The following is a 20,332-nucleotide window of genomic DNA, read 5'->3' on the forward strand; positions in this document are numbered from 1 at the left end:
GTAGGCTGATGGGAGGGGGGGCTAAAGGCTTGGGCTAAAGACTTTTGAAATAAAACTATGCTATGATACACACAATAGCTTGATTGCTCTTATAAAAGGGGCTAGAAAATAAAAGGGCTTAGAAAATGTCAAATCTCACCCAAGTAGATCAAATCACAAGTTTGCATAAAAACAATGAGTTGCAGTTGCTGTGTTTTCGCCTTGAGAAAGATAAAGATTTGTATGCTGTCAATGTATTCAAAATCCGAGAAGTGGTCAAATATCAAGGCGCACTGACTATTATCAGCCACGAAAATAGCTCTTTGATTGAGGGGCTTATTACCATCAGGGAGCTTACGATCCCTTTGATTGATATGAAAAAATGGTTTTATTATGATGGCAAAAACAAAGATAAAGATTTAAGACCTTATAGAATCCAGCGCCAAGCAGATGAAGATGATATTATTATGATTTGTGAATTTTCGCGTTGGACAATTGGTGTGAGGATTTATGAGGCCGATAGGATTTTAAACAAAAAATGGACAGAGATGGAGCAGAGTGCAGGGATTGGCGGGAGTGGTGGGAATAGCAAGCTTGTGAGCCGCACGCGATATTTTGATGGGAGGCTTGTGCAGGTGGTAGATATTGAAAAAATGCTTGTAGATGTTTTCCCTTGGATAGAAGAAGAAAAGCAAGCAGAGCTCAAAGAAGTCAAGCAAGTCAAGACAAATAAAAGTATTTTGCTCGCTGATGATAGCCCAAGCGTGCTCAAAACAATGCAGATTATTTTAGATAAACTTGGAGTAACACACCACGATTTTATCAATGGACAAAGGCTTTTAGAATATTTATTTGCCCCTAGCACAGAGATTGAAAATATCGGAATGATTATCACAGATTTAGAAATGCCCGAAGCAAGTGGATTTGAAGTCATCAAGCAAGTCAAAAATAATCCTGTTACTGCGCATATCCCTATTGTAGTCAATTCTTCTATGAGCGGGAGTAGCAATGAAAGTATGGCGCGATCGTTGCACGCTGATGATTTTATCTCTAAGTCCAATCCCATTGAGATAGAAAGAGCCATCAAGCAATTCATTATCCACGATTAAAGAGTCATATGATGTTATTTGAAATCCCCTCACCTTGCTATGTCCTTGAAGAAGATAAGCTAAAGGCTAATTTAGAAATCATGCGCCAAGTGCAAGTCCAAAGTGGGGCAAAGATTTTGCTCGCACTCAAAGGGTATGCGTTTTGGAGAAGTTTTGAGCTGATTAGAGAATATCTAGCAGGGAGCTGTGCGAGTGGTGTGTATGAGGCTGTGCTTGCTTTTGAAGAACTCGGTGGGCGAGAGAGTGATAAGGAGATTTGTGTATTCAGCCCCGCATACAAGAGTGCTGAAATGGAGCAGATTTTGCCTGTGGCTACGCATATTATTTTCAATTCCTTTGGGCAATGGCAGAAATTCAAGCCTAAAATCATGGCTAAAAACAAACAGCTCCAATCCCTAGGGCTATCACCAATCAAAGTGGGATTGCGCGTAAATCCACTTTATAGCGAGGTGCAGCCTCCGATTTATAATCCTTGCATATCAGGGAGTCGTTTGGGGATTGTGCCCTCAGAGTTTGAAAAAGGGGTGAGAGAGTTTGGTTTAGAGGGGATTACAGGGCTGCACTTCCATACACATTGTGAGCAAAATTCTGATGCACTCGAGCGGACTTTGGTGCATTTCCAAAAGCATTTTGCCCCGTATATGTCTGCGATGGAGTGGTTCAACTTCGGTGGGGGACATCACATCACAAGGGCTGATTATGATGTGGAGAGATTGGTGGGGATTATCAAAGAGTTTAGGGCAAGGTATCAAGGGGCAGAGGTTTTTTTAGAGCCCGGTGAGGCAGTGGGCTGGCAGTGTGGCTTTTTGATTGGGGAAGTGCTTGATATTATCTGGAACGAAATCCCTATTGCTATTTTAGATGTCAGTGCGAGTGCACATATGCCCGATTGCCTTGAAATGCCCTATCGCCCTCAAGTCAAAAAGCTCTCACTCAATGCTGAGGGCATACAAATCCAATCAGATGAGGGCATAGGAGTGGGGAAATATCGCTATCGCTTTGGAGGGCCTACTTGCTTAGCAGGTGATGTGATTGGGGATTATAGCTTTGAGAGTCCTTTAAATGTGGGCGATAGGATTTTGTTTGAAGATATGATGCATTATACGATTGTCAAAAATAATACCTTCAATGGCGTTCCTCTGCCGAGTTTGGGTGTGATTGCAGATAAAAAATTCAAGCTTTTAAAAAGCTTTGATTATAGCGACTATAAAAATCGCAATTAAAAGTCTAGGTAGATTTTGGTCTGTCTGATGGCTTCATAGAGCACTGCTCCTACGGCTGTAGCGAGGTTGATACTCCGTGTGCCTTGTGTCATAGGGATTTTAAAGGTTTGTGCGCTGTGCTGTGCTAGAATCTCTGGAGCAATCCCTGCGTCTTCTCTGCCAAAATATAAAAAACACTCATCAGCAAAATGGGCGTCATAATAGAGCTTGCTTGCTTTGGTGCTGAAGAAAAAGTGCTGCGAGTTGATGGGGTGTGCGCTCCAAAAATGCTCAATATTCTCCCACTGATACCAATCAAGATGTTGCCAATAATCTAGCCCTGCGCGTTTGAGAGATTTATCATCGACACAAAAGCCTAGGGGATAGATCAGATGGAGTCTTGCCTTTGCGCCCACACAAAGCCTACCGATATTGCCAGTGTTTTGGGGGATTCGTGGTTGTATCAGCACGATATTTATCATAACAGCCCTTATTTTTAAATGTATTTTATCCATTTTTTGATAGAATCCGTGCATTTATGCGCGTTGTTTGGTGATCTGAAATGATTTGAAAATTCAATCTCAAGGAGGGATAATGTTTTTTACGCAAAAAAATACACTTGAAATCTCAGAGCTCAGAGAAAAAATGCAAAAAATGGACGACATTTTAAGGGCTCTAAATCGTTGCAGGGCAAGTATTGAATTGAATCTTGATGGGAATATCATCACTGCAAATGAAAACTTTTTGCATTTGATGGGCTATAGCTTAGATGAGATTGTAGGCAAACACCATAGTATATTTTGTGACCCTAAGTTTGTGGGCTCTGTCGATTATAAACACTTCTGGGAGAAGCTCAAAGATGGCACGCACAAATCAGGTGTTTGCAAAAGATACACCAAATCAGGTCAGGAAGTATGGCTGGAGGCAAGCTATAATTTAGTCACTGATTGTGATGGCAAGCCTTATTGTTTGATGAAGTTTGTTGCAGATGTGACAAAAGATGTGCAGTTTAAAAATGACTTAGAGAGTGTTTTGAAGGCAGCCAATCGCTCTATGGCTACGATTGAGTTTGATCCCAGTGGCAAGATTTTGCACGCTAATGATATGTTTTTAAAAGTAGTGGGCTATAGCTTAGATGAGTTGGTGGGCAAAAACCATAGTATGCTGTGTGAAAAGTCCTTTACAGATTCTTTAGAATATACGAGATTTTGGGAGCAGCTTCGAGCAGGGGCGTTTCAATCTGGGGAGTTTGTGCGTCTTTCAAAAAGTGGCAAGCAGATTTATTTGCACGCAAACTACAATCCAATTTTTGACCTTGAGGGCAAGGTCTATAAAATCGTTAAATTTGCCATTGATATTACCGCTCAAGTCGATCGGGATAAGGCCAATGAACAGCTAGCTTCTGGGTTGGTGCTAGAAAATGACACACTCACTAAAAGTGGGGCAGGGATTATCGAAAAGACAGCAAACAATATCAGGCATATTTCAGAAGCAATGCAAGCAAGCTCCAATCTCATTGCTTCATTAGATGTGCAATCAGGCGAGATCACTTCAGTGATTCAGACTATCAAAGATATTGCCGATCAGACAAATCTTTTAGCGCTCAATGCAGCCATTGAAGCAGCTAGGGCAGGGGAGCACGGCAGGGGCTTTGCGGTCGTGGCTGATGAAGTGCGTAAGCTCGCAGAGAGGACAGCACACTCTATCACTGAGATCACTACGACAATCAATTCAATGCGGGATACGACCTCGCAAGTTGTCGAGGGCATACGCATTAGTCTTGATGAAGTAGATAGCAGTGTAGCGCTTGCTAATGAAGCTAAGGATTTTATGGAAAAAATCAGAGAAAGCTCTTCAAAAGTTGCCCACGCAATTTTAGACAAATAATCCCAGCAAATCCTAGCAAACAACCCATCAGTTTATTGGTCTATCAATTTATCAAGCCATCAATCCATCAAAGCTTGATGATTTTAGTGCCAAAACCTCCCATTTGCGGGGGTGCGTCGCAAAATGAGAGGACTTTTGGGTGTGTGGAGAGGAATTCTTTGATTGCAAAAGAAAGCTTGCCTGTGCCGATTCCGTGATAGACAATCACTTCATCAAAGCCTGCTATGAGTGCATCTGAGAGGAATTTATCCAATTGTTCGATGGCTTCTTGTGCGCGTAATCCGTGTAGGTCTAGGCTGATGTTAGCTTTTGTGGGGGGAGAGTAGTGGAGTTTTGTTGGGGCTTGGAGCTTGGTGTTTGCGATGACTTTGAGTTCTTTTGCATTGATTTTGAGTTTGATACCTCCATCGAGCTCTAAAAGGCATGAATCTCCATTTTTACCGATGACTACGCCCTTTGCAGAGCCGTATTTGACCCGATTGCCAATGTTGATTTCTTTTTGGGTCTTTTGGGCGTGTGCTTGGAGTTCGCTTTGTTTTTTGAGAGAAGATAGGATTTTATTGGCGTTATTGATACCTTTATGCAAGCTGCTGATTTCTTTGTCTTTGATAACAGCTTTGAGTGCATCGAGGGCTTTTTGGTAGGTATTTTGGAGTTGTGATTTTTCTTTTGTGTAATCGGCTTTGAGTGCTGTGATGAGCTCTTGTTGTTCGATTTTTTTTCGTTCATATTGGGCGATTTGTGTTTCTAGTTCGTGGGCTTTTTGCTTCAGAGAAATTTCAAGTTGTGCAGATTTTTCTATCAAGGTATTGAGTTTTTCTTTATCTTGTCCATAAACTAGCTTGGCTTTTGCGATGAGATTTTCAGGGATTCCATATCGTTTAGCAGTTTCAAACGCATAGCTTTTGCCGATACTGCCTTGGAGGAATTCATAAGTAGGCATTTGTCTGTCTGCATCAAAGATAGCTGCGCACATTTGAATCCTTGAGTCTTGTGCCATCAAGCTTGATAGACGTTTGTGGTGGGTGGTCACGATGATTTTAGCTTCTTTATCTAGCAAGACCTCTAAAAGCACCTTATAAAGGCTGCTAGCTTCATCAGCATCTGTGCCAAGTTCGATTTCATCTATGCCAATGAGTAAATCAGGGAGATTGAGGATTTGGCTAAAATGGAGCATTCTGCCTGCAAAGGTTGAAATATCATTTTTGCTATTTTGGGGGTCTGCAATGATGGTGGATATGTTTTTGAAGTTCGGGATTTTAGAGGCAGCAGCATTGATTTTCATCGGGAGCAAGTATTTATGGAGAAAGACACTGCTTAAAATCGATTTAAGTAACATTGTTTTGCCCCCTGCATTGACCCCTGTGATCATCAATAGCGCAGAAGAAAAGTCAATGCTGATGGGCTTTGGGTGTGAGAGTGCGGGGTGGGAGAAGTCTTTGAGTATGATGACTTTGTCTGTGGCTTTGTTGGTGATGAATTCAAGGTTATAAGTCTGGGCAAACTTGACTCTTGCTTGGAGATGGTCGAATCGATCAAATTCTTTATTGATATATTTTAAAAATAAAATATGCTTGCCTAAGAGTTTGGAGATATTTTTGCAGATTTCATAAACGCAAGCTTGCAGTTTGTCATCAAGTGCAGCAATTTTTTGATGGATACTATGTATTTCATTGGGTAAAAGATAGAAAAAGCCCCCTTGGGAGCGCGCGATAATAATCCCTTTGATGACGTGGTTGAACCCAGCTTTTAGCAATAATGCTTCATTGCCATTGATATAATGGATTTGTTTATCGATGAGATATGTAGCGAGCTTGGGGGCGTTTAATAGCTCGCTCATTGTCCTTGCAATCTGGCTTTTTTGTCTTGATATGGATTGTTGTAAGCTGTCAAAGTCTTCATAAATCCCTGCTTTGATCTGCGCGTCATTTTCAAAATTTTTACTCAAATCTTTGAGCTCTTGGGGGATTTGGATATTTTGGAGATATTTGTAGAGATGTGTGTTTTCAGGGATTTGCTGGAGAGATTTTAGATAGAGAAAATAGCGGATTAGTTTGATGAATTCAAAGATTTCTGTGAGTTTGAGGACGCCAAATTTTTTGAGATGTAATATCTCTGTGTCTAGGGCCTTGAGCTTGGGCGGGGGCGTGAATACTAATGTGTCTAGCTCTTTGATAAACGCTCCTAAACTCACTCTATCGCCCTCTAGGCAAATCGGTTTTTTGCGTGCAAAAAACCCCTCAAAAGAGCTGATAAACGCACTCAAATCGAGCTTGTCAATAAGACTTTGATAGGAGGGATTGTCTTGCATTAATCTCTTTGCAGCTCTTCTTGGAGATTTCTAGAACTCTCTTCGGGTGCGACTTCTTGGGTCGTGATTTTGCATGTGTCTAGGGAAATGATGATATTATTCATCGGACCATTTTTTTTGCCTATAAGACTCAAAGTGCCTGTTACGAGGTTGAAATTTTCTCTATTGATGATGACCCCTCCACACTCCAATGACTCCCCTCTCAAAAAGGCAGTTTGGAGCAACATATCGTTTTTATCTGATTTGCTCTGAAAATAGCTATAGATAGTGGCAAAGACCCCAAATGCGATTAAAACCACAAGGGCGATAATTTTTTGCTTGGTGGTGATAATACCAAAATCTCTCAAGACAAAATACAAAAGTATGAGCGTGAGGGCAAGCACCAAAAAGATAGCTAAAAGTGCGGGCATTATTTTTCTCCTCTTAATTGATAAGTAATATCCCCTGCTCCAAGTCCGATAGCGATACCATTTTGAATTGTTTGGATCACTCTGTCTTGATGGATCAATTCTAAGGTATTGCCATTTTTTCGGATTCTTTGGGCAAAGATGGGGCGGTAATGCCCAAAGAGTTTTTCCATATCCAGCACCATCTCAGCTTCCCCCGCCCTCCATACAGGCAAGATAATCAGCTCATCATAGCCTTGTGTAAAGCATTGCTGGAAACCCTCAAGATTATCGAGCAGTCTTGAATATTTATGTGGCTGCCAAATCGCAATGATTTTATGGTTTTGTTTGGCTTGGGCATAGATTTTGACTGATTCGAGCGTGGCTTTGACTTCAGTGGGGTGATGGGCATAATCATCGATAATCGTCAAATCACCTTTTTGTATGATATCAAAACGTTTTTTGATACCTTTAAAGTGTAGCAAATTTTCTCTGATCTCTTCTATACTGAGCTCACTCATTGCTGTTAAAATCGCTAAAGAAGCGTTGATAGCTGTATGCCCTCCAAAGCCCCATACCTCAAACTCACCCAAATCTTTCAAGCTAAAACGTGTATAAGGCTCATCATCTTTGAGGTAAAAAGAGATATTGCTGATGTCTTTAGAGGGGCTGAGTCGGCAAGATTCTTGCTCAAATGTGCCTAAAAATGGGTCTTCGATATTGATACAGCGCCTAGAGGCCATATGGAGAAACTCACGATAAGCACCATAGAAATTTTCCAGATTATGCCCATAGCTTTCCATATGTTCAGGCTCTGCGTTGGTGATCACAGCATAATAGGGGTTGGAATTCAAAAAGCTTTTATCTGATTCATCGGCTTCAAAAATAATGCTTTGACTTTGGATTTCTCTGACATTAGAGCCATATTCTTTGGTATCTGCTCCAATGATTGCCCCAAAATGTGGGAAAATAGCGCTCAACATCGCGCTTGTCGTGCTTTTGCCGTGTGCGCCACAGATACTAAAAACGCGTTTGTTGCATAAAATAAATTCCAATGCTTCTTTTCTGGAGAGAATTAAAATTTCTTTTTTTTTGCCCTCTTGGATCTCGATATTATCGGGCTTGATGATTGCAGAGTGTATGATGAGGTCTTGGTCAGTGATTGCTGCTGGAGTATGGGGAATGCTGATGGGGATACCTATGGAGCTAAGATACTTTGTCGCGTTGCTGTGGGCGATATCAGAGCCACTGATTTTAGCCCCTTGGGCTTTGAGATATTTGGCAAGTCCTGAGATGCCGATCCCACCGATACCAATGAAATGGATTTTGAGTTTGCCGATATCTTTTTTGAGAATCATTATTTGCCTTTTAGGTAAGAATTAAGAAAACTTGCAATGCATTTTAAAGCCTCCTTCAAGACACTCTCTTCATATACAAGTGCGATCCTGACATAGCCCTCTCCTCCCCCATCTCTGCCTAAAAAACTCCCTGGCAGCACCAAAATCCCCTCTTGCTCATAGAGTTTTTGTGTAAACTCAATATCTTTACCCACAAAAAGCCATAGATAAAATGTATATGGGGCAATGGGCGTGTCGGGGAATATTTCTTGGGCTATTTTGAGATTAGCAGCATATTTTTTTCGGATATTTTCACTTTCAATGCGATCTTCCCAAGCAGTCGCACTCGCTCTTTGGATAGGATTAGGGATTGCACAGCCAAGGTAGGTGCGGTATTGTTGATAGCTCTTTAAAATTTTAGAATCTCCTGCAATAAAGCCGCTTCTAAGGCCAGGGGCTGAGGAGCGCTTGGAGATGGAGTTGAGGGCTAAGATGTTTTTAAAATCTTGATTGCCAATCCCATAAGAAGCTTCTAAAATAGAGTGGGGTGGGGTTGTCTGGTAGATATCACTATAGCATTCATCATTGAGCAAGACAAAGTCATATTCAAGCGCCCAACGCACCCAAATTTGCAGCTCTTCTAGCGTGAGAGTAGCGCCTGTTGGGTTATTGGGCGAATTCAAGATGACTAAATCCACTTGCTTTCTTTGTTCTAAGCTTAGAGTTGGCTTGAAATCGTTGGATTTTTCTAAGTGCATATAAATGCTTTTAGCCCTAGAGGCCTTGGCAGCTCCCTCATAGATTTGATAAAACGGATTGGGATGGGCGATAGTGGGATTAGGGGTATCAAAAAGCAAAAATTGCGGGAAGTTGAAAAGCACTTCTCTTGTGCCAAAGGTCGGGAGTAGTTCGTTGGGAGCTAGCTTGATACCAAAACGGCTTTGGACAAAGCCAATCTGAGCGTTTTTAAGATAATCTTCACCGATACTTTTGGGGTAATAGCGCAATTCATCTGTGTGGCTTTTGAGGGCGTCTTGGATTGTGGCGGGCGTTGGGAATTGTGGCTCACCGATCGTGAGGGTCAAACCCTCTTTTTTGGGGGTGATGGGGGCAATGAGGTTTTTTAGTCTTTCAAATGGATAGGGCTGAAAATTCACTTTTTTGCTCTCTTTAATTCTCTTTTTTTAAGTTAGACTCAAGGCTGTCTTTGGATAATGTTATTTGTAATTGTATAGAAATTTTTGTGAATTTTTGCTTTGGGTCTTGATTTTTTCCTAAAGGATTGCTAGAATTACGCCCTTAGATGATTGAAATATTTGCGGGAATAGCTCAGTGGTAGAGCACAACCTTGCCAAGGTTGGGGCCGCGGGTTCGACCCCCGTTTCCCGCTCCATACTTTTGACTTTCTTTTTGAGATAAATAATTCTCTTAGAATATTTTTATTTTTGAAATACTTAATGAGTCAATGATTGATGTATGTCTTTGTGATACAATGCCCGGATGGTGGAACCGGTAGACACAAGGGACTTAAAATCCCTCGGATATTACTTCCGTGCCGGTTCAAGTCCGGCTCCGGGCACCATGGATCATAGACCCCCATTAAAGAGGGCGACATAGCCAAGTGGTAAGGCATGGGCCTGCAAAGCCTTGATTCCTCGGTTCGAATCCGAGTGTCGCCTCCAGATTTTATTCACTACAATCCAATGAGATATTTCGGGAGATGGCTGAGTGGTTGAAAGCGGCGGTCTTGAAAACCGTTGAGGGTCACACCTCCGGGGGTTCGAATCCCTCTCTCCCGGCCAGCTTATTTTTCTTGAATCAAGCCCTTAAATTTCAAACTCTTAAATCAAGCTCTTGAACCAATCTCAAATCATATGATTTATTTTTTTCAATCCCTTAAAATCATTTCTTTCATACTCTATTTTTCTATACTCCATTTTTCCCATGCCCCCTCACTTTTTTATCCTCTTTGATTGCTTTGTGAATATTTTATCTTTTATCCCCCGCTCTTTGTCTTATCTTATCTTGCCTTATTTTGTCTTGTCTTAATGATTTGTTGTTTATCAAAATTTGTCAAAATCTCCTATCAAAACCCCCTATAGCAATCGCCCAAGCTATGTATGCTATGAGGACAAGAGGGCTTTGGGGAGGGAGCGAGGAAACAAGGAGGAAAAATGCAAAAAATTTTAATAGTGCCGATGATTTTTGCGGCTTTTGTGTATGGTGGGGCTATTTGTGATTTTAAGATAAAAGACTTGCAAACCCAAATCCAAGACGCACAAAACAAAGCACACACACAAAGGGCAGCAGAGCTCATCAAGAAGCTTGAAGCTTTTAAGAAAGATTGCAAGGATTCTGATATTTTAGCTGATATCCATCACAACATAGAAGTCACCCAAAATCAATACAAACAAGCAAAAGCCCATCTCTCTCAAGCCCAATCTCAAGGCGATCCCCACGCAATCAGACAAGCCCAAATCGAAGTCAAGATCGCTAATATGCAGTTTGTCGCTGCACAACAAGAATTATTGCGTATGAAAGATTTGCTCAAAAATCCTTAAACTTAATCTTGTTTTTAAGATTTTTTCCCTACAATGCGAGGGTTTTTTAATATTTTAGTAATCATATTTTACAACTAGGAGTTTTGATGAAAAAGATATTATCTTGTGGTTTTGTGCTAGGGAGTGTTTTGGGAGGTGTGTTGCTAGCAGGTCCGATTTGTGATTTTAAGGCTAAAGATCTCCAAAACCAAATCGATCACGCCAATAAAAACGGACAAAAGCACAGAGTCTCTGAGCTTTCACACGCACTCAAAGAGGTGCAAGACCATTGTGATGATCAAAAAATGCTTGCAAAAAGTAAAGAAAAAATAAGCCAAACAGAGCATAAAATCTCTGAAGTCAAAGACAAGATTACAGCACTCAAGGCCAAGGGCAAGACAGATAAAGTCAGAGAGCAAGAAATGAAGCTTAAAATGCTCCAAACTGAACTAGAATTTTATCGCAAGGATTATCAAGAAAAGCAAGATCTATCAAGTGGCAACAAAGTAAGCCCTAAGCCTTAAGTAGATGATTTAAATTTTGGTATGATTGTATAATTTTTTGATAATGAGAGGGATTGTATGGATTATGCCAATTCTGTTTTGAGTCTTTTGGTGCCTATTTGCGTGATTGCTTTGGTATTTATCACCAAAAGAGTAGTGCTTTCTTTGTTTTTTGGTATCGTCTTGGGTGGGGTGATGATGCATTATGACCATTTTTGGGGGATTTTTGCTTATATTTATGAGAGAATTTCCTCGGTTATTTTTAGCCTAAAAACCACCGATACAGGCACTTGGGATATTGCAATCAGCTGGTGGAGTGTTTATGTATTTGGATTTTTGATTTTACTAGGGATTTTGACTCAAGTGATTTCGCACTCTGGGGCAGTCAATGCTTTTGTGCAGTGGGCAAGACATCGAATCAAGACCCCGCAAGGATCAGAATTCATAGCCTTTTTAGCTGGAATAGTGATTTTTATTGATGATTATTTCAATGCCCTCACCGTGGGTCAGATCTCCAAATCCCTCAATGACGCTAACCACTCTACAAGGGAGCGGCTTGCTTATGTGATTGATTCGACTTCAGCGCCTGTGTGTATTTTAATGCCTATTTCAAGCTGGGGGGCTTATATCATAGGAATCATGCAGACAAGTGTGCCGCCCTCTGTGGGCGATGGTCTGTTTGTGCTGATGGGGAGTGTATGGAGCAATTATTATGCGTGGTTTGCCCTTTTAGCGGTGTTTTTGACAATCTATTGGCAGGTCAATCTCCCTGCAATGTCTAAATATCGCAATATGGGCGTGAGCGATTTGTTGCGTGATGGAGATTTCAAGAAGCCCTCAAGTTCGGTATGGCTGCTCATTATTCCTGTGCTAGTTTTGATGGTTTCTATTGGCTCAATGATTCTATGGACAGGTTATCACGCAAGCAAGGAAGCCACACTTTTTGTGATACTCAAAAACACCGATACAGCATTTTCGCTTTTTTATGGCGGGTTGTTTGCGTTGGTGTTGAGTGTTTTGATTTCGTGGAAATATTTGCCCCCTAGCTCGCTTTTACCTATGATCACCCAAGGTATCAAAAGTATGCTTCCAGCAATTTTGATTTTAATTTTGGCTTGGGCGATAGGTCCTGTGATACGAGATGATATGCAAACAGGGGTGTATCTAGCCCACTTGAGTAAGGAGTTTTTATCCCAAGGTGCTGTGGTGGCAATGCCGATGATTTTGTTTTTGATTTCTGGATTTATCGCATTTGCCACAGGGACTAGCTGGGGGACATTTGCTATCATGCTGCCTATTGGCGTGAGTGTGGTGGGCGCTTCAGGGGGAGATATGATCCTTTCGATTTCAGCTGTGCTTGCTGGGGCTGTGTATGGTGATCACGCTTCGCCAATTTCGGATACAACGATTTTATCAGCTACAGGGGCAGGGTGCTCTGTGCAGAGTCATTTCATCACGCAACTCCCCTATGCGACCACTGCGGCTTTGTGTGCGTTTGTGAGTTTTGGAGTGGCGAGTTTGAGTGATTCGCTTTTGGTGGGCTATGGCGTGGGGATTGCGTTATTGGTGGGGTTGTTTTATTTTTATAAGATTTATTTTGCCCCCTCTCCATCAAATCTGCCTCCATCAAGCCCCTCTCCAACAGTTTGCTAAGCCCTTGGCTTGATGGGTCTATGTTCTTTTAGTTTTTGGCTCTTTGTGCGGAGTTTGCACTAGATGAGTGCCTTTTGTCTTTGGATTTTAAAAAGATAAGAGGGGGGGGGGATTTATCGCTTCAAACCCAGCTAGAGCAAGCCCTTAAGGTCTGTATAGAAATGTGGCATTTAGTAAAAGTAAGTATTTTTTTGTTTACATTTTAGAAGTCTTTAAGTAAAAACATATCAAAGTTTAAATTGTTTTATCAAAGATTTATCAAAACAAACTAGGAGAGCGTTATGGGTCAGACTCAAAGCAGGGCTATGAAAGACGCAAAGTCGATTTTCAGGGTTGCGAGTGGCAATTTTTTGGAAATGTATGATTTTGCTGTGTATGGATTTTATGCTAGTTTTATCGCGCAGATATTTTTCCCCTCCGATAATCAATTTGCTTCGATTATGATGAGCTTTATGGCGTTTGGAGTGGGGTTTTTGATGCGTCCGATTGGGGCGATTGTGCTTGGGGCGTATATGGATAAGCACGGCAGACGCAAAGGGCTTTTAGTGACCCTTGCGCTGATGGCTATCGGCACATTGACAATAGCTGTTTGCCCAGGATATGAACAGATTGGAGTTTTCGCACCGATTATTGTTGTGATTGGGAGGCTTTTGCAAGGCTTTAGTGCAGGGGCAGAGCTTGGTGGGGCGAGTGTTTATTTGGCTGAGATTGCCCCCGCAGACAAAAAGGGCTTTTATGTCAGTTGGCAGAGTGCTTCCCAGCAGGTGGCTACGATTGTAGCGGGAGTTTTTGGAGTTGCTTTGCATTATTGGTTGGGAGATGAGATTGTGAGTGTGTGGGGCTGGAGGGTGCCTTTTATTTTTGGTTGTTTGGTGGTGCCTTTTTTGTTTATCATCAGGCGGACTTTAGAAGAAACCCCTGAGTTTAGAGCCAGAGCCCACCAAGCCCCCAAAAAGCTCAGTGCAATGCTTGTAAATATTGTCCAAAACTGGCAAGTGATGATTTTAGGTAGTTTGTTTGTGATGATGACTACGGTAACTTTTTATTTTATCACAGCCTATACCCCTACTTTTGCCAATAAAGTCTTACATCTTTCGCGCCTAGATAGTTTTATTGTTACAGCGATTGTCGGGCTGAGTAATCTCTTTTGGCTCCCTGTAGCAGGGGCTTTGAGCGATAGGATTGGGCGAAAGCCTATTTTGATTGCGATAACGATTTTAAACCTCATCACAGCCTATCCTGCGATGTATTTTCTGACCCATCATATCAGTTTTGCTAATCTTGTGATTGTAGAGCTATGGTTTAGTTTTATCTTTGGGAGCTATAATGGTGCGATGGTGGTGGGGCTTTCTGAGATTATGCCTAGAGAGGTGCGTGCATTAGGATTTTCACTGTCTTATTCGATTGCTGTAGCGATTTTTGGTGGATTCACTCCTGCTATTTCTACCTATCTTATCCATGAGAGTGGTAATAATGCAATGCCCGGAGTGTGGCTGAGTATAGCAGCCTTATGTAGCTTGCTGGCTGCCTTGGCTCTTTTCAAAAAAGGTGGCATACACCATAGGCGAACTCAAGGGGAGAAAGCAAGTCTTTAGCTATTTGCCTTTGTCATTTGGATTGAGATGATGGGGGCAGGGGGTCTGTCTTGATTTGGATTTGATGATTTGATGATTTGCCCCTCGCCCTCTTTGCTCGCTTGCCCCCCCCCCTTTTTTTCGCCCCCTTGAATTCTGTTTTTTCTTGATTCTCCCTTTTGCTCTCTATTTTTTCTCTTGCTTTGAGTGTTGTTTTGTCTGATTTGATGGGTGGTGGTTGTGGTGCTTTTATGGATACTGAAATTTTTATATTTTTATATTGAATACAAAAGAATACATTAAGCTAAAAAATATTAATCTTTGAGTGTGTGAGTGGAGTGATTGATTTTTAAAGGACAGAGGTAGGAGTTATGGAGAATTTTGATTGTGATGTTTTGGTTATAGGAGGTGGGAACGCAGCCCTTTGTGCAGCCCTATCAGCAAGAGAGCAGGGCAAAAGTGTGCTTGTTTTAGAGAGTGCGCCCAAGCTTTGGCGCGGGGGGAATTCGCAGCACACTAGAAACTTGCGCTCAATGCATACAGAGCCTACTGATGTTTTGAGTGGGTGCTATAGTGAAGATGAATTTTATGAAGATGTTTATAAGGTGACAGGTGGGCAGACCAATGAAGAATACGCACGTTTTGTGATCGCGCAAACCCCTGAAGTGATTGCGTGGGCAAAATCTTATGGCGTGCGATTCCAGCCTAGTTTGGGCGGGACTTTGCAGTTGGGGCGGACAAATGCCTTTTTCTTAGGTGGGGGCAAGGCTTTACTCAATGCCTATTACCATAAAGCCGAGGAGCTGGGTATCCAGATAGCCTATGAATATGAAGCGCTAGATTTATGCATACAAGACCGATATTGTCTGTATGTTTTAGCCAAAGATAAAAAAACCCTCCAGAATAAGAAAATCAAAGCCAAGGCTTATGTGATCGCTTCTGGGGGCTTTGAATCCAATCTAAAATGGCTCAAGGAAGCGTGGGGCGAGAAGGCAGATAATTTTTTGATTCGTGGGACGCGATACAACCAAGGGCAAATGCTCCAAGCCTTGCAAAAAGCTAGAGCTATGATTATCGGAGATCCCACGCAAGGGCATATGGTGGCTGTTGATGCGCGTGCACCAAAATATGATGGAGGGATTGTTTCTCGAGTGGATTGCGTGTCTTTGGGTATTGTGGTCAATAAAAATGGCGTGAGATTTTATGATGAAGGTGAGGATTTTTGGCCCAAGAGATATGCGATTTGGGGGCGATTAGTAGCCAATCAGCCCGAGCAAATAGCTTATTCGATCACAGATAAAAAAGTCCTAGACAAATATATGCCCTCTTTATTCCCTCCCATCATTGCCCCAAGTATCAAAGAGCTTGCTAAAATATTAGGGCTTCCTCCCATAATCTTAGAAAAAACCATAAGAGATTTTAACAATGCTTTAGTGTCAGGTCGGTTTGACCATACGATTTTAGATGACTGCAGAACACAAGGGCTAGAGATACCCAAAAGCCATTGGGCGCAAGCCATCGATACACCACCTTTTTATTGCTATCCCCTAGCCCCCGGAGTGACTTTTACTTATTTGGGAGTGAAAGTCACTAAAGATGCGCAAGTTGTCCAAGCAGATGGAGGCGTGTGTGCTAATCTTTTTGCAGCAGGGGAGATTATGGCGGGGAATATCCTCACTCAAGGCTATGTAGCGGGGTTTGGAATGTCGATAGGTTCGGTGTTTGGCAGGATAGCAGGCACCAATGCAGCAAAATCACTTCAAAGGAGCTTTTAAGATGGATAAGATGGAGAAAACTCAAGAAATCAATCGTTTATATACCATAGCAAAACAATCTTGTGTTGTGTGTAATTCGTGCCGTTATTGCGAGGGATTTTGTGCTGTTTTCCCTGCTATGGAGCAAAGGAGGGATTTTGATGTGCGCGATATTGATTATCTGGCTAATTTATGCCATCAGTGTGGGGAGTGCTTTTATGCTTGTCAATACGCACCCCCGCATACATTTGATGTCAATATCCCCGCACAGCTCGGTGATATACGCGCTTTGAGTTATCAGAAATTTGCTTATCCCACTTGGGCTAGCAGAGTGTTTGAAAAAAATGGCTTTTTTGCTTTTATTGCATTGATTGTTTCTATTTTTGTTCTATTTTTGCTAGCTTCTGCCCTCCATCAAGGGGAGCTTTTTTCTTTAGATTTTGCAGGTGATTTTTATCAAGTGATCCCATATGGGCTGATGGTAGGAGTGTTTAGTGTCGTGGGGATTTTTGTGCTGTGTGCTTTGGGGGTGGGGTTTGTGCGCTTTTTGATATACATCACACCTAATGAGTCCATCACTTTTCCCGCGCTCACTCAAGGGCTTTTTGATGCTTTTTCGCTCAAATATCTAGGCGGGCACGATAATGATGGCTGCACCTATCCCAAAGATAGACGCTCAAATATCCGAAAAATATTCCATCATTTTACTTTTTATGGCTTTTTGGCTTGTTTTGTTGCTACATCATTGGGGGCTTTTTATGCGCATTGTTTGCATTTGCGTGCGCCTTATGATTTTTTGAGTCTGCCTAAATTATTTGGGACTTTTGGGGGAATATCTCTGTGTGTGGGGACTTTGGGGCTTTTTGTCTTGAAGATAATCGCGGATAAAACTCCCAAATCGCTCAAAACGCTCGGAATGGATTATGCTTTTATTTTTGGTCTGTTTATCGCTGCACTCAGTGGGCTTGTATTGATGCTTTTAAGGGATTCACAAGCTTTAGCGCTTTTAGTGGTCTTCCATTTGAGCGTAGTGCTTGCGTTGTTTGTGATGATGCCTTATGGGAAGTTTATCCACGGGTTTTATCGCTTGGGGGCTTTGATTTTATACGCCTTAGAATCCAAAAAGGCCTGAGATTTTACAAAACTTTAAGTCCAATCGATATAAAATACCCTCGCTCCTTTTCAGACCTATGCAATCATAGGCTAGGACAATGCTTCAGGGTGGGAACACAGCAGAGCAGCTTAGCTTGTGGTGTGCCTTAGTCATCTGGGAAGGGGTTTCAATTTTTTTCTCACTTTTTTCTCACTTTGTCCTTGTATTTCTCCTTACTTTTATCTCTCATATCTCTATAACTCTCGCAACTTTATAACCTTATATTTTTATATTTTTATTAAATCTCGCTGATCCCCTAAAACCATTTTGTCTTTTGTTTTCTATTTGCTTTTTTGTTTATTTTTGAAACAAATTTGATTTTAGATAATTTTATTTTTATTTAATATTTATTTTATAAAAAGTAGAATTGATTGCATTACTTTGTATCAAACTATTAAAGGAATAAAAATAATGGAACACGAAAACAAAATAACTCGTAGGAGTTTTTTAAAAACTTCTACATTTGTAGCCACCGCTGTGCTAGGGAGTGGTGTGATGGGCAATGCTGCAGAGCACAAGCACAGCACAAATCCCACCCCAAAATCTAAGGATAGCACAAATACAGAAAAATACAGACAAGCCAGAGGGCGTATGTTTTTTACCAAAGATGAAGATTTTCAAGTGCTCTCAGCAGCGACAGAACGGATTTTTCCTGCTGATGAGTTAGGGGAGGGGAGTATTGCACTGGGTGTGCCTTATTTTATCGATAATCAGCTTGCTGGGGCATATGGGAATAATATCAGAGAGTATATGCAAGGGCCTTTTTCAAAGGGCGAACCCACACAAGGCTACCAAACACCGATGATCCGTCAGGAGATTTTTTTGGAGGGTGTGCATTGTATCCAAAGAGAGTCCAAGAAAAGATTTAAGAAAAATTTCCCTGATCTTAACCCAAAAGAGCAAGATAAAATTTTGCATGACTTTGAAGCAGATAAGGTCGCTATGGAGGGAGTGGAGGCGAGTTATTTCTTTTCGCTTTTGCGTGAGATGACTTTATGTGGGGTCTATGCAGATCCTATTTATAGCGGCAATGATGGTATGAAGGGCTGGAAAATGAAGGAATTTCCCGGTGCACAGATGTCTTATCTGGCATTTATCACTGATGAGAAATTTCAAAAGATTCCCCCAATGTCCCTATCAGATATGGAAGGAGGTATGTGATGGCAAAGGTATTGAAAAAAGTTGATGTGGTGACCGTGGGTGCGGGCTGGACTGGTGGTATCGTCGCTGCAGAATGCACGAAAGCTGGGCTGCATGTAGTGGGATTGGAGCGAGGAGGAGCGAGGGGGACTGAGGATTTTGCTGAAATCCACGATGAATACCGCTATGCTATCAATTATGGCTTGATGCAAGACCTTTCTAAAGAAAGTGTAACTTTCAGAAACAACCCCAAACAAACAGCGCTACCGATGAGAAAAATGGGCTCGTTTTTGCTAGGTAATGGGCTTGGTGGTGCGGGCGTGCATTGGAACGGCTGGACATATCGGTTTTTCCCTTATGATTTTGAAATCAAGACAATGACAGAAAAACGTTATGGCAAAAATAAACTTTCAAAAGACTATCTCCTCCAAGATTGGGGTATCACTTATGATGAGATGGAGCCGTATTTTGATCGATTTGAAAAGACTGCGGGGATTTCTGGAGAGGCTAAAAACCCTTTTGAGGGCAAAAGAAGCAGTCCTTATCCCAATCCTCCTTTGAGCGATACACCTGTGTTGCATATGTTTGAAGAAGTCACTAAAAAAATGAAATACCACCCATATCGCATGCCTGCAGCCAATAGCTCTCAAAGCTACACCAATCCCGATGGTGAAACGCTCAACCCTTGCCAATATTGTGCGTTTTGTGAGCGATTTGGCTGCGAATATGGAGCAAAGGCAAGCCCAATTGTTACAGTCATTCCCACAGCACTCAAAACAGGGCGCTATGAGATCAGAAACCACGCTAATGTTGTTGAGATTCTCAAAAAAGGCGATAAGGTTACAGGTGTGAAGTATGTCGATACACGCACACTTGAAGAGTATATCCAGCCTGCTGATGTTGTCGTGCTCTCTAGCTTTGTGCTCAATAATGCGAAGTTATTGATGGTATCAAAGATTGGCACACAATATGACCCCGTAAGCAGAAAGGGAACTTTGGGTAAAAACTACTGCTATCAGCTCAACCCTGGGACAATGGCGTTTTTTGATAAGCAGTTCAATGTTTTTATGGGCGCAGGGGCTTTGGGGACAAATATCGATGATTTCAATGGTGATAATTTTGACCACTCAGGGCTAGATTTTATCCACGGAGGGCTTATTTATACCGTGCAAAGTGGTGCAAGACCGATTGCTAGCAATCCTGTGCCGAGTGGGACGCCATCTTGGGGGAGTGCCTTCAAAAAAGCTTCACTTTATTACTACACACGGACATTTGAGATCGGCGGGCAAGGGGCGAGTATGCCACATTTCCAAAATTATCTCGACTTAGACCCTGTTTATAAAGACGCCTATGGACTGCCCTTATTGCGTATGACTTATAACTTTACTGACCAAGACCGAGCCTTATATAAATTCATCACGCAAAAAACACAGGCCATTGCTAAAGAGCTCAATCCCAAATCTATTCTTTCAGTGCCTCAAATCACTGATTATAGTATCGTGCCTTATCAATCAACGCACAATGTTGGTGGGACAACAATGGGCGATGACCCCGCAATCAGTGTGGTCAATAATTATTTGCAGCATTGGGATGTCGCAAATCTTTTTGTTGTTGGTGCGGGGAATTTCGCACACAATAGTGGTTATAATCCAACTGCCACTGTTGGGGCGCTGGCTTATCGATGTGCTGAGGGTATCATCAAATACCATAAAAATGGTGGCAAGCTCGCATAAGCTCCCATTTTTGCTCTCTTACTCTCTCTTTTATTTTCTTTTGGGCTAGCTTTTCTTGCTAGCCTTTTGAA

The 20,332-nt window shown here is 41.8% G+C and carries 16 protein-coding genes, 4 tRNA genes and 1 other RNA gene; 16 read left to right on the forward strand and 5 right to left on the reverse strand.

The annotated features are described in order from the left end of the window. Nucleotides 1-125: 125 nt before the first annotated feature. Together BKH46_RS00185 and nspC are read left to right on the forward strand one after the other, a co-directional pair. A complete protein-coding gene (locus tag BKH46_RS00185; RefSeq protein WP_095224807.1) occupies nt 126-1,088 on the forward strand; it encodes a chemotaxis protein in 963 nt (320 codons plus the stop codon). Nucleotides 1,089-1,099: 11 nt separating this feature from the next. Then, nucleotides 1,100-2,311 (forward strand): carboxynorspermidine decarboxylase, encoded by a 1,212-nt coding sequence (gene nspC, locus BKH46_RS00190; protein ID WP_095225024.1) that lies wholly within the window; start codon nt 1,100-1,102, stop codon nt 2,309-2,311. On the opposite strand, the gene BKH46_RS00195 is transcribed toward nspC, so the two are convergent. Further along, nucleotides 2,308-2,772, reverse strand: a complete 465-nt coding sequence (locus BKH46_RS00195) for a tRNA (cytidine(34)-2'-O)-methyltransferase (RefSeq protein WP_095224808.1) — start codon at nt 2,770-2,772, stop codon at nt 2,308-2,310. The two genes, nspC and BKH46_RS00195, sit on opposite strands and share 4 nt — an antisense overlap. A 112-nt stretch (nt 2,773-2,884) precedes the next feature. Here BKH46_RS00195 and BKH46_RS09765 point away from each other — a divergent pair, with 112 nt between their 5' ends. Beyond that, the gene (locus tag BKH46_RS09765) at nt 2,885-4,177 is read left to right on the forward strand and encodes a PAS domain-containing methyl-accepting chemotaxis protein (protein ID WP_095224809.1); all 1,293 of its coding nucleotides are present in this window, start codon (nt 2,885-2,887) and stop codon (nt 4,175-4,177) included. A 67-nt stretch (nt 4,178-4,244) separates the two neighbouring features. Here the strand turns inward: BKH46_RS09765 and BKH46_RS00205 are convergent, their stop codons facing one another. The 4 genes from BKH46_RS00205 to BKH46_RS00220 are packed head-to-tail and all read right to left on the reverse strand — an operon-like array spanning nt 4,245 to nt 9,368. Beyond that, on the reverse strand, nt 4,245-6,488 hold the full coding sequence (locus BKH46_RS00205) for an endonuclease MutS2 (protein WP_095224810.1): 2,244 nt from the start codon (nt 6,486-6,488) through the stop codon (nt 4,245-4,247). Next, nucleotides 6,488-6,898, reverse strand: coding sequence for a hypothetical protein (locus tag BKH46_RS00210; RefSeq protein ID WP_095224811.1), 411 nt, complete (start codon nt 6,896-6,898; stop codon nt 6,488-6,490). The genes BKH46_RS00205 and BKH46_RS00210 overlap by 1 nt, the downstream gene beginning before the upstream one ends. After that, the gene (gene murC, locus BKH46_RS00215; protein ID WP_095224812.1) at nt 6,898-8,232 is read right to left on the reverse strand and encodes a UDP-N-acetylmuramate--L-alanine ligase; all 1,335 of its coding nucleotides are present in this window, start codon (nt 8,230-8,232) and stop codon (nt 6,898-6,900) included. Before murC ends, BKH46_RS00210 begins: the two co-directional genes overlap by 1 nt. Continuing rightward, nucleotides 8,232-9,368, reverse strand: coding sequence for a succinyldiaminopimelate transaminase (locus BKH46_RS00220; RefSeq protein WP_095224813.1), 1,137 nt, complete (start codon nt 9,366-9,368; stop codon nt 8,232-8,234). Before BKH46_RS00220 ends, murC begins: the two co-directional genes overlap by 1 nt. A 161-nt stretch (nt 9,369-9,529) precedes the next feature. Between BKH46_RS00220 and BKH46_RS00225 the strand changes: the two genes are divergently transcribed. From BKH46_RS00225 to BKH46_RS00285, 13 genes are all read left to right on the forward strand, one after another. Beyond that, nucleotides 9,530-9,604: transfer RNA gene (locus BKH46_RS00225), tRNA-Gly, on the forward strand. Nucleotides 9,605-9,705: 101 nt separating this feature from the next. Further along, nucleotides 9,706-9,793 (forward strand) — tRNA-Leu (locus BKH46_RS00230). 25 nt (nt 9,794-9,818) lie between these two features. Beyond that, a tRNA-Cys gene (locus BKH46_RS00235) sits at nt 9,819-9,893 on the forward strand. Nucleotides 9,894-9,925: 32 nt separating this feature from the next. Next, a tRNA-Ser gene (locus BKH46_RS00240) sits at nt 9,926-10,013 on the forward strand. Nucleotides 10,014-10,385: 372 nt separating this feature from the next. After that, a complete protein-coding gene (locus BKH46_RS00245; RefSeq protein ID WP_095224814.1) occupies nt 10,386-10,772 on the forward strand; it encodes a DUF1090 family protein in 387 nt (128 codons plus the stop codon). A gap of 86 nt (nt 10,773-10,858) precedes the next feature. Continuing rightward, nucleotides 10,859-11,275, forward strand: a complete 417-nt coding sequence (locus BKH46_RS00250) for a DUF1090 domain-containing protein (RefSeq protein ID WP_095224815.1) — start codon at nt 10,859-10,861, stop codon at nt 11,273-11,275. Nucleotides 11,276-11,332: 57 nt separating this feature from the next. Then, the gene (locus BKH46_RS00255) at nt 11,333-12,907 is read left to right on the forward strand and encodes a Na+/H+ antiporter NhaC family protein (RefSeq protein ID WP_095224816.1); all 1,575 of its coding nucleotides are present in this window, start codon (nt 11,333-11,335) and stop codon (nt 12,905-12,907) included. Between the two features lie 281 nt (nt 12,908-13,188). Then, entirely contained in the window at nt 13,189-14,502 is a 1,314-nt protein-coding gene (locus BKH46_RS00260) for an MFS transporter (protein ID WP_095224817.1), read from the forward strand. A 350-nt stretch (nt 14,503-14,852) separates the two neighbouring features. Further along, nucleotides 14,853-16,256: an FAD-dependent tricarballylate dehydrogenase TcuA gene (tcuA, locus tag BKH46_RS00265; protein ID WP_095224818.1), complete on the forward strand. Its 1,404-nt coding sequence runs from the start codon at nt 14,853-14,855 to the stop codon at nt 16,254-16,256. Continuing rightward, nucleotides 16,225-17,367, forward strand: coding sequence for a tricarballylate utilization 4Fe-4S protein TcuB (gene tcuB / locus BKH46_RS00270; protein WP_253248259.1), 1,143 nt, complete (start codon nt 16,225-16,227; stop codon nt 17,365-17,367). The genes tcuA and tcuB overlap by 32 nt, the downstream gene beginning before the upstream one ends. Nucleotides 17,368-17,414: 47 nt before the next feature. Then, nucleotides 17,415-17,512, forward strand: an RNA gene (ffs, locus tag BKH46_RS00275) — signal recognition particle sRNA small type. A gap of 287 nt (nt 17,513-17,799) precedes the next feature. Beyond that, on the forward strand, nt 17,800-18,549 hold the full coding sequence (locus BKH46_RS00280; protein ID WP_095224819.1) for a gluconate 2-dehydrogenase subunit 3 family protein: 750 nt from the start codon (nt 17,800-17,802) through the stop codon (nt 18,547-18,549). Next, the gene (locus tag BKH46_RS00285) at nt 18,549-20,261 is read left to right on the forward strand and encodes a GMC family oxidoreductase (protein ID WP_095224820.1); all 1,713 of its coding nucleotides are present in this window, start codon (nt 18,549-18,551) and stop codon (nt 20,259-20,261) included. Before BKH46_RS00280 ends, BKH46_RS00285 begins: the two co-directional genes overlap by 1 nt. The last annotated feature ends 71 nt before the right edge of the window (nt 20,262-20,332 follow it).

Origin of the sequence: Helicobacter sp. 12S02634-8, assembly GCF_002272865.1 — a bacterium.
Lineage (GTDB): Bacteria > Campylobacterota > Campylobacteria > Campylobacterales > Helicobacteraceae > Helicobacter_J.